General features: G+C 56.1%; 11 protein-coding genes and 5 tRNA genes. 14 read left to right on the top strand and 2 right to left on the bottom strand.

Going from position 1 to position 13,525, the window contains the following annotated elements:
- Window positions 1-45 precede the first annotated feature (45 nt).
- Together ACA075_RS20060 and ACA075_RS20055 are read left to right on the top strand one after the other, a co-directional pair.
- Entirely contained in the window at window positions 46-252 is a 207-nt protein-coding gene (locus ACA075_RS20060; RefSeq protein ID WP_497294845.1) for a DUF6021 family protein, read from the top strand.
- Window positions 253-269: 17 nt separating this feature from the next.
- Window positions 270-485, top strand: a complete 216-nt coding sequence (locus tag ACA075_RS20055) for a hypothetical protein (RefSeq protein WP_094468139.1) — start codon at window positions 270-272, stop codon at window positions 483-485.
- Between the two features lie 55 nt (window positions 486-540).
- On the opposite strand, the gene pbpG is transcribed toward ACA075_RS20055, so the two are convergent.
- Window positions 541-1,479: a D-alanyl-D-alanine endopeptidase gene (gene pbpG, locus ACA075_RS20050; protein ID WP_497294843.1), complete on the bottom strand. Its 939-nt coding sequence runs from the start codon at window positions 1,477-1,479 to the stop codon at window positions 541-543.
- Between the two features lie 236 nt (window positions 1,480-1,715).
- On the bottom strand, window positions 1,716-2,570 hold the full coding sequence (gene folD, locus ACA075_RS20045) for a bifunctional methylenetetrahydrofolate dehydrogenase/methenyltetrahydrofolate cyclohydrolase FolD (RefSeq protein ID WP_403104728.1): 855 nt from the start codon (window positions 2,568-2,570) through the stop codon (window positions 1,716-1,718).
- A 275-nt stretch (window positions 2,571-2,845) separates the two neighbouring features.
- Between folD and ACA075_RS20040 the strand changes: the two genes are divergently transcribed.
- The 12 genes from ACA075_RS20040 (at window position 2,846) to ACA075_RS19985 (ending at window position 13,321) form a co-directional block, all read left to right on the top strand.
- Window positions 2,846-2,922 (top strand) — tRNA-Arg (locus ACA075_RS20040).
- 32 nt (window positions 2,923-2,954) lie between these two features.
- Window positions 2,955-3,030, top strand: a tRNA-His gene (locus ACA075_RS20035).
- A gap of 56 nt (window positions 3,031-3,086) precedes the next feature.
- Window positions 3,087-3,171: transfer RNA gene (locus tag ACA075_RS20030), tRNA-Leu, on the top strand.
- A 78-nt stretch (window positions 3,172-3,249) separates the two neighbouring features.
- Window positions 3,250-3,325 (top strand) — tRNA-His (locus ACA075_RS20025).
- Window positions 3,326-3,725: 400 nt separating this feature from the next.
- Window positions 3,726-5,036, top strand: a complete 1,311-nt coding sequence (tig, locus tag ACA075_RS20020; protein ID WP_497294841.1) for a trigger factor — start codon at window positions 3,726-3,728, stop codon at window positions 5,034-5,036.
- A 93-nt stretch (window positions 5,037-5,129) separates the two neighbouring features.
- Window positions 5,130-5,765 (top strand): ATP-dependent Clp endopeptidase proteolytic subunit ClpP, encoded by a 636-nt coding sequence (gene clpP, locus ACA075_RS20015; protein WP_095167796.1) that lies wholly within the window; start codon window positions 5,130-5,132, stop codon window positions 5,763-5,765.
- A gap of 112 nt (window positions 5,766-5,877) precedes the next feature.
- The gene (gene clpX / locus ACA075_RS20010) at window positions 5,878-7,161 is read left to right on the top strand and encodes an ATP-dependent Clp protease ATP-binding subunit ClpX (RefSeq protein WP_007946893.1); all 1,284 of its coding nucleotides are present in this window, start codon (window positions 5,878-5,880) and stop codon (window positions 7,159-7,161) included.
- Window positions 7,162-7,323: 162 nt separating this feature from the next.
- Complete coding sequence (gene lon / locus ACA075_RS20005; protein WP_007946894.1) at window positions 7,324-9,720, top strand: endopeptidase La; 2,397 nt, start codon at window positions 7,324-7,326, stop codon at window positions 9,718-9,720.
- Window positions 9,721-9,867: 147 nt separating this feature from the next.
- A complete protein-coding gene (locus ACA075_RS20000; RefSeq protein WP_002552737.1) occupies window positions 9,868-10,140 on the top strand; it encodes an HU family DNA-binding protein in 273 nt (90 codons plus the stop codon).
- Between the two features lie 53 nt (window positions 10,141-10,193).
- Window positions 10,194-10,271: transfer RNA gene (locus ACA075_RS19995), tRNA-Leu, on the top strand.
- 102 nt (window positions 10,272-10,373) lie between these two features.
- Window positions 10,374-12,245: a SurA N-terminal domain-containing protein gene (locus tag ACA075_RS19990; protein WP_497294839.1), complete on the top strand. Its 1,872-nt coding sequence runs from the start codon at window positions 10,374-10,376 to the stop codon at window positions 12,243-12,245.
- 239 nt (window positions 12,246-12,484) lie between these two features.
- Window positions 12,485-13,321 (top strand): DUF2242 domain-containing protein, encoded by an 837-nt coding sequence (locus ACA075_RS19985; protein ID WP_497294837.1) that lies wholly within the window; start codon window positions 12,485-12,487, stop codon window positions 13,319-13,321.
- Window positions 13,322-13,525 lie beyond the last annotated feature (204 nt).

Genomic DNA, 13,525 nt, shown 5'->3' with positions numbered 1-13,525 from the left:
GGGATAAGGCCTGGTTTCTCCGGGCCAGATTCCAGGAGGCGCCACATGGCACAGTCCAATACCCCTGACGGCCCGCATTCAACCGAACATTCTTCGGGCGACGAGTTGGGTTTCGACCCCGATTCGCCGGACCTCGCCGATCCTCAGGTCGATCCCATCGGACCTGCCAAGGCGCCCAGGGATGTAAAGCCGGGCGACAATCCCAAGGTTCCGGCGAAGCCCTACGACCCACTCGCTGATCTGAAACCCTAACCCTTGGTGAGGTGCGTATGTCTACTGATTCGAGTTTCAACGACAAACGTCCGGACAGTGTCCCCACAACGCCCGAAGAGGGCATTGATCCGGTGATGGATCCGAACGATCCGTTAAGGGATCCATTGGCGCGTCCAATGGTGGTGCCGACGGAGCATCCCCACGGCATGAGAGATCCAAGCGCTGGGGATGGCATTCCCGATGATGATCAGATGCCTTTGCCGAACGATTAATGCCACACGAAAAAAAGCCCCGAATGATCGGGGCTTTGTTTTTGTTGCCACTGACTTATTTTGAAGCTTCAACAACACCGCTCTGACGGTGCTTGAGGTTCTTGTCCGACTTGTACTGCAAGGCTACTGAAGGTACATCTGCGCCTTTGCCGGTTTCGACCCAGCTGCGAATGCGGGTGGCATCGGCAAAATGCGTGTACTTGCCGAAGGCGTCGAGGATTACCAGCGCCACCTGGCGATTGCCCATGCTGGTCACCAATACCAGGCAGTGACCGGCTTCGTTGGTGAACCCGGTCTTGGTCAGCTTGATGTCCCAGTTCGGCTTGCCGACCAAATGATCGGTATTGCGGAAACCCAGGCTGTAGTTGGGTTTGCGGAACGTAACGGTTTTTTCCTTGGTGGTGCTCAGCTCGGTCAGCAACGGGTATTTGTGGGCGGCGATCAGCAATTTGCTCAGGTCGCGGGCCGTGGAGACGTTTCGAGGGGACAGGCCCGTCGGCTCGACGAAGTGGGTGCTGGTCATGCCCAATGCCTTGGCCTTGGCGTTCATCGCGGCAATGAATGCGACGTAGCCACCCGGATAATGATGGGCCAGGCTCGCGGCTGCACGGTTTTCCGAGGACATCAGGGCGATCAGCAGCATTTCCCTGCGCGGCAATTCACTTTTGAGTTTGACCCGGGAAAACACGCCTTTCATTTCTGGCGTGTCGCTGATGTTGATATTGATGTACTCGTCCATGTTCTGCCTGGCTTCGACCACAATCAGACCGGTCATCAATTTGCTGACCGACGCGATGGGGACAACCACATCGGGGTTGCTGGCATAAATGACTTTGTTGGTCTGCATATCCAGCAGCAAAGAACTGCCGGAAGCGAGCTTGAGTTGTTTCGTGTCTCGGGGTGCCGCGGTGGTTTCAGCGGCATTGACCGTTGGCGTGAGGAACGTCCCTGTAAATGCAAAAAATAGGCTCAGGATGGAAAGACGGATTTTCACGCTGGCAGACTCATATGGTGTTGATAAGCCGTTATGTAACGGGTTATTTCGTAAAAGCGCGACATTCTGGAGTATGGCTGAATAACTGTCGATGGTTGTTCAGGGAGGAGGTAAAAGTCCGTGGGAACGTGAAAAAAAAGTCATTTTCCGGCGGATGGTCGATCTTTCACTTCAGGCAAAAAGAACCCCGCCATTGGCGGGGTTTTTTTGTTCATCGCTTATGTCGAAGCAGGCACTCAGCTGTGCAGTGTTTCTGCCGCGTACAGCGTGTTTTCCAGCAGGCAGGCACGCGTCATCGGGCCGACACCACCCGGTACCGGTGTGATCCAGCCAGCGCGGGGCAGGGCGGTTTCGTAGATCACGTCACCGACCAGTTTGCCGTCTTCCTGGCGATTGATGCCGACGTCGATCACGATCGCGCCTTCCTTGATCCACTCACCTTTGACCAGGCCCGGCTTGCCGGCGGCGACGACGACCAGGTCGGCGCGGCCGACGTGGCCGGCCAGATCCTTGGTGAAGCGGTGGGTGACGGTCACGGTGCAGCCGGCGAGCAGCAATTCCATCGCCATCGGACGGCCAACAATGTTGGAGGCTCCGACGACCACGGCGTCCATCCCGTAAAGGTCGGCACCGGTGCTTTCCAGCAGGGTCATGATGCCTTTCGGGGTGCACGGACGCAGCAACGGGATGCGCTGGGCCAGGCGGCCGACGTTATAAGGGTGAAAACCGTCGACGTCTTTATCTGGACGAATGCGCTCCAGCAACTTGGAGGCATCCAGGTGTTCAGGTAAAGGAAGCTGAAGCAGAACGCCGTCAATCGCCGGGTCGTCGTTCAGGCGATCGATCAGGTCGGTCAGTGCTTCTTGAGTGGTTTCGGAAGGCAGGTCGTAGGCTTGGGAAATGAAGCCGACCTCTTCACAGTCTTTACGCTTGTGCGAGACATAAACCTGAGAGGCGGGATCGCTGCCGACCAGGATCACCGCGAGGCCCGGTGTGCGCAGGCCTTGCTCGCGACGCTCGGTGACTCGTTTGGCGATCTGCTGGCGCAGGCTGGCGGCGATCGATTTGCCGTCGATTAGTTGTGCAGTCATTGCGCGTGATTAACCATCGAGAGGGGGAAAAAAGAGAACGCATTCTCGCATGTCATGAGGTGAGGGCAAAGGCGCTTGGTCTGCAAATTCCTCTAAGCCCTTTAATTAAATGAATTTTTTATAAAAAGCATTTGACGGCCTTAGGGGCGCTCTATACTATTCGTCGCACTTGTCGGGCACAGCCTAGCACTGGATGAGAAGGTCAAGCGGAATTACGGTTCTGTGAGACTGGAAAGCTCTTAGTTTGTAGTCCTCCAAGAGTACAGATTAATAAGGCGCCCGTAGCTCAGCTGGATAGAGCATCCGCCTTCTAAGCGGATGGTCGCAGGTTCGAGTCCTGCCGGGTGCGCCATTAGGCAGCTTTGGCACAAGTAGCGCAATATGGTGGGCGTAGCTCAGTTGGTAGAGCACGGGATTGTGACTCCCGTTGTCGAGGGTTCGATCCCCTTCGTCCACCCCATATTTCGAAAGGCGCCAGATTAACAGTCTGGCGCCTTTGCTTTAACAGCTTCAAACGCGGATGTGGTGGAATTGGTAGACACACTGGATTTAGGTTCCAGCGCCGCAAGGTGTAAGAGTTCGAGTCTCTTCATCCGCACCAAATAAAGCTTCACTCAAGCCGGTTGGCCTGGTTGGGGCACAGCAGGGGAGTTGATTGGCTTCTTTGCAAAGCAATATGGTGGGCGTAGCTCAGTTGGTAGAGCACGGGATTGTGACTCCCGTTGTCGAGGGTTCGATCCCCTTCGTCCACCCCATATTTCGAGAGGCGCCAGATTTAACAGTCTGGCGCCTTTTTTGTTTTAGCGGTTCGAGTGTTAAGCGGCTGCATGTCCTGGGTCGCAGGGGTGGGGTGTTTCGTCGTATTTATGTTTCTCGATGATGCCGCGCCGCCCGCCGGCCTTGCTCGCAAGACCGGCTGTCAGGGAGATGATTGGCCACTTCTTCTATATAGAAGGATTGGTGCAGAGCCTTGGCGTGACTGGCTGTATTTGCTAACAGGGCGAGGCACAACCGTTTGTCCCCGCCTATAAATTGCCTGCTGCTTTTTTACCCGTTTTCAGTAGGGTGACTTCTTGAGTTTGACCCACTAGAATGCATGCCCTTGATTCTGGGGTCGGAAACGGCCGGCTAACGTCTGTGCAACGAGGAATATCCATGCAAGTTTCTGTTGAAAATACTTCTGCTCTTGAGCGCCGCATGAGCATCACCGTGCCGGCTGAGCGCATCGAGACTCAGGTCAACAAGCGTCTGCAGCAGACTGCCCAAAAGGCCAAGATTGCTGGCTTCCGTCCAGGCAAAGTGCCAATGAGCGAAATCAAGCGCCGTTTCGGTGCTGATGCGCGTCAGGAAGCTGTAGGTGATGTGATCCAGTCTTCGTTCTACGAAGCTGTTGTCGAGCAGAAGCTGAACCCGGCTGGCGCTCCTTCGATCGAGCCTAAATCGATGGAAGCTGGCAAAGATCTGGAATACGTTGCAGTTTTCGAAGTGTTCCCTGAGTTCACCGTTGCTGGCTTCGACGGCATCACCGTAGAGCGCCTGAGCGCTGACGTGGCTGACGCCGATCTGGACAAGATGCTGGACGTGCTGCGCAAGCAGAACACCCGTTTCGAAGTGGCCGATCGCGCTGCTCAGAACGACGACCAGCTGAACATCGATTTTGTTGGCAAGGTTGACGGTGAAGTGTTCGCTGGCGGTTCTGCCAAAGGTACTCAGCTGGTGCTGGGTTCCGGCCGCATGATCCCTGGTTTCGAAGACGGTCTGGTTGGCGCTAAAGCCGGCGAAGAACGCGTTCTGAACCTGACCTTCCCAGAGGACTATCAGAACCTCGACCTGGCTGGCAAAACCGCTGAGTTCACCGTGACCGTGAACACTGTTTCCGAGCCAAAACTGCCAGAGCTGAACGAAGAATTCTTCGCTCAATTCGGCATCAAGGAATCGGGCCTGGAAGGCTTCCGCACCGAAGTTCGCAAGAACATGGAGCGCGAACTGCGTCAGGCGATCAAATCCAAGGTCAAGAATCAGGTAATGGACGGTCTGCTGGCCACCAACCCGATCGAAGTGCCTAAGGCGCTGCTGTCCAACGAAGTTGACCGTCTGCGCGTGCAGGCTGTTCAGCAGTTCGGCGGCAACATCAAGCCTGACCAACTGCCGGCCGAGCTGTTCGAAGAACAAGCCAAGCGCCGCGTTGTACTGGGTCTGATCGTGGCTGAAGTGGTCAAGCAATTCGACCTCAAGCCTGACGAAGCCCGTGTTCGTGAAATGATTCAGGAAATGGCTTCGGCCTACCAAGAGCCTGAGCAGGTTGTGTCCTGGTACTACAAGAACGACCAGCAACTGAACGAAGTTCGTTCGGTTGTGCTGGAAGAACAAGTTGTGGATACTGTTCTGCAGAAAGCTAGCGTGACCGACAAATCGGTCTCTTACGAAGAAGCAGTCAAGCCGGTAGAAGCTCCACAAGCCGACTGATCGTTTTTGCGGTAAGAAGCACACACCATAAGCCAGCCTTCGTGCTGGCTTATGCGTATTCAAGACATAACTATTTGGGAGTGACTGCAGAGCATGTTCCGTAATTCGTATATTCAGCAGAACTCTGATATCCAGGCCGCTGGCGGCCTGGTCCCGATGGTTGTCGAGCAGTCTGCTCGTGGCGAGCGCGCCTATGACATCTACTCGCGCCTTCTCAAGGAACGAGTGATTTTTCTGGTTGGCCCGGTAGAGGACTACATGGCCAACCTGATTTGTGCGCAACTGCTGTTCCTTGAAGCGGAAAACCCGGACAAGGACATCCATCTCTATATCAACTCCCCGGGCGGTTCGGTGACAGCGGGCATGTCGATCTACGACACCATGCAGTTCATCAAACCCAACGTATCGACCACCTGCATCGGTCAGGCGTGCAGCATGGGCGCGTTTCTTCTAACCGCCGGTGCTGCCGGCAAGCGTTATTGCCTGCCGAATTCGCGCGTGATGATTCACCAGCCACTGGGCGGTTTCCAGGGGCAGGCGTCGGATATCGAAATCCATGCCAAGGAAATTCTCTTCATTCGTGAGCGTCTCAACACGCTGATGGCCAAGCACAGCGGCCACACTCTTGAAGAAATCGAGCGCGACACCAACCGCGATAACTTCATGAGTGCAGAAGCCGCGCGTGAGTACGGGTTGATCGATGAAGTGATCGCCCAGCGCCCAGCTTAAAATAAGCAGCTCAAAATAGGCTTGGTCGGCTGGTCTGATCACTAGCGGGCTTGAAAAAGCCCGCAATAGCCTTCATCTTGTGTTGCAAGCCTATCGGATTTGGATCGAACGAATGACTGACACCCGCAACGGCGAGGACAACGGCAAGCTGCTCTATTGCTCCTTCTGTGGCAAAAGCCAGCATGAAGTGCGCAAATTGATTGCCGGCCCCTCGGTCTTTATCTGCGACGAGTGCGTCGACCTGTGCAATGACATCATCCGAGAGGAGGTGCAGGAAGCCCAGGCCGAAAGCAGCGCGCATAAATTGCCTTCGCCTAAAGAAATCAGCGGCATCCTTGATCAGTACGTGATTGGTCAGGAGCGTGCGAAAAAGGTTCTGGCCGTAGCGGTGTACAACCACTACAAGCGTCTGAACCAGCGTGACAAAAAGAATGACGACGTCGAACTCGGCAAGAGCAACATCTTGCTGATCGGCCCGACAGGCTCGGGTAAAACCCTGCTTGCCGAAACACTGGCCCGCTTGCTGAACGTTCCGTTCACCATCGCCGACGCAACCACCCTCACTGAGGCGGGTTACGTGGGTGAAGATGTCGAGAACATCATTCAGAAGCTGCTGCAGAAATGCGATTACGATGTAGAAAAAGCCCAGATGGGCATTGTCTATATCGATGAGATCGACAAGATCTCGCGCAAGTCTGATAACCCGTCGATCACCCGGGACGTTTCCGGTGAAGGCGTGCAGCAGGCCCTGCTCAAGTTGATCGAAGGCACGGTCGCTTCCGTTCCGCCGCAAGGTGGCCGCAAGCATCCGCAGCAGGAATTCCTTCAGGTCGACACCCGTAACATCCTGTTCATCTGCGGTGGTGCGTTCTCCGGTCTGGAAAAGGTTATTCAAAACCGTTCCACCAAGGGCGGCATCGGCTTCAACGCAGAAGTGCGCAGCAAGGAAGAAGGCAAGAAAGTCGGTGAATCCCTGCGTGAAGTCGAGCCTGACGATCTGGTCAAGTTCGGTCTGATTCCGGAGTTCGTCGGTCGTCTTCCGGTACTTGCCACGCTGGACGAGCTTGATGAAGCTGCATTGATGCAGATTCTCACCGAGCCGAAAAATGCGCTGACCAAGCAGTATGCCAAGCTGTTCGAGATGGAAGGTGTGGACCTGGAATTCCGGGCCGACGCGCTGAAATCGGTCGCCAAACGTGCCCTGGAACGCAAGACCGGTGCCCGTGGACTGCGTTCGATTCTCGAAGGTGTATTGCTCGACACGATGTATGAAATCCCCTCGCAGTCCGAGGTGAGTAAAGTAGTGATCGACGAAAGCGTTATAGAAGGCAAGTCCAAGCCACTGTATATCTACGAAAACAGTGAGCCGGCTGCCAAAGCTGCGCCAGACGCTTAAGCGTCAGGCAGCTGGAATAAAGAAGGGGCCTTCGGGCCCCTTTTCTTTTAAAGCGTTTTTAACACCCTCTTTGCGCTTGTTTTTTTTCAAAGCAGCCCCCATCTTGGTTTCAAGCTTACTTCCATCTGTTTACGGCCATATGGCCGCCGTAGAGGCGAAATCATGAAAACAACCATCGAATTGCCTCTCCTGCCATTGCGTGATGTTGTGGTTTATCCGCACATGGTTATCCCGCTGTTCGTGGGGCGCGAGAAATCCATCGAAGCCCTCGAGGCTGCGATGACGGGCGACAAGCAGATCCTTCTGCTGGCTCAGAGAAACCCTGCTGATGACGATCCCGGTGAAGATGCACTTTATCGCGTAGGTACAATTGCGACCGTTCTGCAGCTGCTCAAGCTGCCTGATGGCACGGTCAAGGTTTTGGTCGAAGGCGAGCAGCGGGGCGCCGTAGAGCGCTTCAGCGAAGTGGACGGCCACTGCCGTGCCGAAGTCTCGCTGATCGACGAAGTCGACGCGCCTGAGCGCGAGTCGGAAGTGTTCGTCCGCAGCCTGCTGGCTCAGTTCGAGCAATATGTGCAGCTGGGCAAGAAAGTCCCGGCGGAAGTCCTCTCGTCGCTCAACAGCATCGACGAGCCAGGTCGCCTGGTCGACACCATGGCCGCCCACATGGCCCTGAAGATCGAGCAGAAGCAGGAAATCCTCGAAATCATTGATTTGTCGGCCCGGGTCGAGCACGTTCTGGCGTTGCTGGATGCCGAGATCGACCTGCTGCAAGTCGAAAAACGCATTCGCGGTCGCGTCAAGAAACAAATGGAGCGCAGCCAGCGCGAGTACTACCTGAATGAGCAGATGAAGGCCATTCAGAAAGAGCTCGGCGACAGCGACGAAGGCCACAACGAAATCGAAGAGCTGAAAAAGCGCATCGATGCCGCCGGCCTGCCGAAAGATGCGTTGGCCAAGGCCCAGGGTGAACTGAACAAGCTGAAACAAATGTCGCCAATGTCTGCGGAAGCAACCGTGGTGCGTTCGTACATCGACTGGCTGGTTCAGGTGCCGTGGAAGGCCCAGAGCAAAGTGCGCCTGGACCTTGCGCGCGCAGAAGACATTCTCGATGCAGACCACTACGGTCTGGAAGAAGTCAAAGAGCGGATCCTCGAATACCTCGCCGTACAAAAGCGCGTGAAGAAAATTCGCGGTCCGGTGTTGTGCCTGGTCGGTCCTCCAGGGGTGGGTAAAACCTCTCTGGCAGAGTCGATCGCTCACGCCACCAACCGCAAATTCGTCCGTATGGCCCTCGGTGGCGTGCGTGACGAAGCGGAAATCCGTGGTCATCGCCGGACTTACATCGGTTCGATGCCAGGAAGATTGATTCAAAAGATGACAAAGGTGGGCGTCCGCAACCCGCTGTTCCTGCTCGATGAAATCGACAAAATGGGCAGCGACATGCGTGGCGATCCGGCGTCGGCGTTGCTGGAAGTGCTCGATCCCGAGCAGAACCACAACTTCAACGATCACTATCTGGAAGTCGACTACGACTTGTCCGATGTGATGTTCCTTTGCACCTCGAACTCCATGAACATTCCGCCGGCGCTGCTCGACCGGATGGAAGTGATTCGTCTGCCGGGCTACACCGAAGACGAAAAGATCAACATCGCCGTCAAATACCTCTCGCCAAAGCAGATTACAGCCAACGGCTTGAAGAAAGGCGAGCTGGAATTCGACGCCGAAGCGATCCGCGACATCATCCGCTACTACACCCGCGAAGCCGGTGTGCGTGGGCTGGAACGCCAGATTGCCAAGGTTTGCCGCAAGGCGGTCAAAGAGCACGCGATGGAAAAACGTTTCTCGGTGAAGGTTACTGCCGAGATGCTGGAACACTTCCTGGGTGTGCGCAAATTCCGCTACGGTCTGGCCGAATCGCAGGATCAGATCGGTCAGGTCACCGGGTTGGCCTGGACTCAGGTGGGTGGCGAATTGCTGACCATCGAAGCCGCTGTCGTGCCGGGTAAAGGCCAATTGATCAAGACCGGTTCGCTGGGGGATGTGATGGTCGAATCGATCACTGCCGCGCTGACCGTAGTGCGCAGCCGTGCGAAGAGCCTGGGGATTCCCCTGGACTTCCACGAGAAGCGCGACACGCACATCCACATGCCGGAAGGGGCGACCCCGAAAGACGGCCCTAGCGCCGGCGTAGGCATGTGCACGGCCCTGGTGTCGGCATTGACCGGGATTCCAGTGCGTGCGGACGTCGCCATGACAGGCGAAATCACCCTGCGTGGCCAGGTGTTGGCGATTGGTGGTTTGAAGGAAAAACTGCTGGCTGCTCACCGTGGCGGGATCAAGACCGTGATCATTCCTGAAGAGAACGTGCGCGATCTGAAGGAAATTCCTGACAATATCAAGCAAGATCTGCAGATTAAACCGGTTAAATGGATTGACGAGGTCCTGCAAATTGCGCTGCAATACGCGCCGGAGCCGCTGCCTGATGTGGTTCCAGAGATAGTTGCAAAGGATGAAAAACGCGAGTCTGACTCTAAGGAAAGAATTAGCACGCATTAGTACGCATTTACCTGAGTGGCTTGTTGACAGCTTTTTAGAGCCCTTGTTATAAAGCGGCTCTTAAGTGTCTGTAGGCCATTCAGCACTCGTTTTTGCTTTCACCAAAAAACTTAGAATCATACTCAAATAGATATAAGGGGACTTAGAGTGAACAAGTCGGAACTGATTGATGCTATCGCTGCATCCGCTGATATCCCGAAAGCTGCTGCTGGCCGTGCGCTGGACGCTGTAATCGAATCCGTCACTGGCGCTCTCAAGGCTGGCGACTCTGTTGTTCTGGTTGGTTTCGGTACCTTCTCCGTTACCGATCGTCCAGCTCGCATTGGTCGTAACCCACAGACCGGTAAGACGCTGGAAATCGCAGCAGCCAAAAAACCAGGTTTTAAAGCCGGCAAAGCACTGAAAGAAGCTGTCAACTAAGTTCATTTCAGGTTTTTGCCTATCCGGGTCGGGGTCATGCCTGACCTGGCAGCGGAGCGGTAGTCCAGTCGGCAAGTTGCCGGTCCGAGACACCGAGGGTCGCAAGTTCGAACCCTTGGTCCGCTCCGCCAGTTACGAGAAGGCGCATCCTCGGATGCGCCTTTCTTCTATCCGGATTCTACCCACGCTCCACGGTTGCCTAATTTTGAAGTTCAACCGTTTCTGGGGGACGCATGCTGCAGAATATCAGGGACAATTCACAAGGCTGGATTGCCAAGACTATTATCGGGGTCATCGTTGCACTGATGGCTTTGACCGGTTTCGACGCCATTTTTCAGGCCACTACCCATCGTAATGATGCGGCCAAGGTCAACGGCGAAGAAATCAGCCAGAACGAGCTGAGCCAGGCGGTCGATATGCAACGCCGTCAGCTCATGCAACAGCTGGGCAAGGATTTCGATGCTTCCTTGCTCGATGAAAAAATGCTGCGCGAATCGGCCCTCAAAGGCCTGATCGACCGCAAGTTGCTGCTGCAAGGCGCAGAAAACTCGAAATTCGCTTTCTCCGAAGCGGCATTGGACCAAGTGATCTTGCAAACGCCTGAATTCCAGGTGGATGGCAAGTTCAGTCCTGAGCGCTTCGATCAGGTGATTCGTCAACTCGGCTACAGCCGCATGCAATTCCGCCAGATGCTGGCTCAGGAAATGCTGATCGGTCAGCTGCGCGCTGGTCTGGCGGGTAGCGGTTTCGTCACCGACGCACAGGTTCTGGCGTTTGCCCGTCTGGAAAAACAGACCCGCGATTTCGCTTCCCTGAACGTCAAGGTTGACCCGGCAGCGGTGAAGCTGACCGACGATGAGGTCAAGGCCTACTACGACGAACATGCCAAGGAATTCATGACGCCGGATCAGGTGATTATCGATTACCTTGAATTGAAGAAGTCTTCCTTCTTTGATCAGGTTGCTGTCAAGGACGAAGACCTGCAGGCGGCGTATCAGAAAGAAATCGCGAACCTGTCCGAGCAACGTCGGGCTGCGCACATTCTGATCGAAGTGAACGATAAAGTGACCGAGGCGCAAGCCAAGGCCAAGATCGAAGACATTCAGGCGCGTCTGGCCAAAGGCGAGAAATTCGAGGCGCTGGCCAAGGAATTCTCCCAGGACCCGGGTTCGGCGAACAACGGCGGTGACCTGGGCTACGCAGGCCCTGGCGTCTACGACCCGGCATTCGAAACCGCGCTGTATGCGTTGGCCAAGGATCAAGTGTCGGCACCGGTTCGCACTGACTTCGGTTTCCACCTGATCAAACTGTTGGGCGTTGAAGCACCGGAAGTGCCGACACTGGCCAGCCTGAAAGACAAGCTGACCCGCGAGCTGAAAACCCAGCAGGTCGAGCAGCGCTTTGTCGAGGCGACCAAGCAACTGGAAGACTCCTCGTTCGAGTCCTCCGATCTGGCCCAGCCGGCGCAAGACCTGAAGCTGACTGTCCACACCTCCAAGCCGTTCGGCCGCGAGGGTGGCGAAGGTGTGTCGGCTAACCGTGCCGTGGTCACCGCGGCATTCAGTCCTGAAGTGCTGGATGAAGGTGCCAACAGCACCGCCATCGAGCTGGACCCGGAAACCGTGATCGTGCTGCGCGCCAAGGAACACTTGAAGCCTGCGCAACTTCCGCTGGAAAGCGTCAATGCCAGCATTCGTGCGCAGTTGGCCAAGGAACACGCCAGTGCTGCCGCCAAGACCAAGGCTGAGGAGTTGATCGCCAGCCTGCGCGATGGCAAGACCCCGCTGAACAAGGCGATCGACGGTCAGAACTGGAAAGTGACTGAAGCGGCTACTCGCGCTCAGGAAGGGATTGACCCAACCGTGCTACAAGCGCTGTTCCGCATGCCAAAACCTGTCGCCAAGGACAAGCCGACCTTCAGCAGCGTGACCTTGGCTGATGGTAGCCTGGTGATCGTGCGCCTGAACGGCGTGAACGAAGCCGCCGCGCCGACCGAAGAAGAGAAGGCCCAGTACCGTCGCTTCCTCGCCTCGCGCATTGGCCAGCAGGACTTTGCGGCCTACCGCAAACAGCTGGAAAGCCAGGCCGAGATCAAGCGTTTCTGATGCTTGACTGAGTTGCCCGCCCCACAAAGACCCCGGCCGAAAGGCCGGGGTTTTTTTATGCGTGGGATTTCGAGGCTGGATCCACTTCCACACGGGTCTTTAAACCTTGCCCGGAACGGGACTTTTTCCCGTAACTGACAGTCAGTAGACTTGTAAATGTTTTAAGACACTAATCGATGCTCCGCTAAGCATCGATCTGTTGCACAATACGCCCCGGACCGTTTCCCTCAGGATGTTCAATGTTTAAATCAATTCCCATGCGTGTTGCCGGGCTGGTGCTGTTGCTGGCCGCAGTTGCCGGCTGCTCGTCGAAGAAAGCCCCCATCTACGAGCATGAGAACTTCGATGACTCCGGGACGTTTTCGCGCAATTACCCGGTGACGGATGCGCAGACCTGCGAAGCCGCCCGTCGGGCGTTGCTGAGCCAGGGCTATATCATCACCAGCGCCGACCCGAAACTGGTCAGCGGACACAAAAGCTTCCAGCAGACCGGCGAGACCCACATGGAGATCAGCTTCAGTGTGGTCTGTGCCGATGATGGCAGTGAGGGCCATCATGCGACCATGTTCGCCAACGCCCTGCAGGACCGTTATGCGCTGAAGAAAACCAACAACTCTGCCAGTGTGGGCGTGGGTGTGCTGGGTTCGGTGTCGATGCCGATCGGTTCCTCCGACGATTCGATGGTCAAGGTTGCCAGTGAAACCGTCTCGTCGGCCAAGTTCTACGAGCGTTTCTTTGCGCTGGTGGAGTTGTTCCTGCCGCCGGAAGCGAAAAAAGCTGCACACATCCCCGAGAAACCCAAGACCGACCTGGGCATGCCTGAAGCCAAGGCTGCTCCGGCGCCTTTGGCCCCAACGCCGGCACCGGCTGCGGAGCCCGCGCCAGCGCCTGCGGCTGAACCTGCTCCAGCCCCCGCTGCCTCGGAGCCCGTCGCACCGCCACCTGAAACAGCGCCGATCACCCCGGTTGAAAACCCGGAACCGGCTCCGTCCCCGGAAACCGTTACGCCACCGCCGCAATCCAGCCTGCCGCCACCGAGCGAGCCTATTCCGGCCATGCCTGCTGCCAGCCAGTAATCGGTATACATTTCGGGACCGTGTCAGATGACACCGTTCCCGAAATGGCTTTTAGATTGATCCGCGTCAACCCGAGCTGTAGTCCTGCAGCCACTATCGAAAAAATCCTGTGATAGATTCCTGACCGCCTGCTACGTTTTATAAGTAGCCGCTGAGCGGTACGCCCGCGTCATTTTTCTTTCACACGGGCACTTTATGCTCGGG

The sequence above is a fragment of the Pseudomonas sp. LBUM1663 genome (assembly GCF_059695905.1).
The sequence above is the reverse complement of the archived record's forward strand: the minus strand, read 5'-3'. Positions and strand labels throughout refer to the sequence as shown.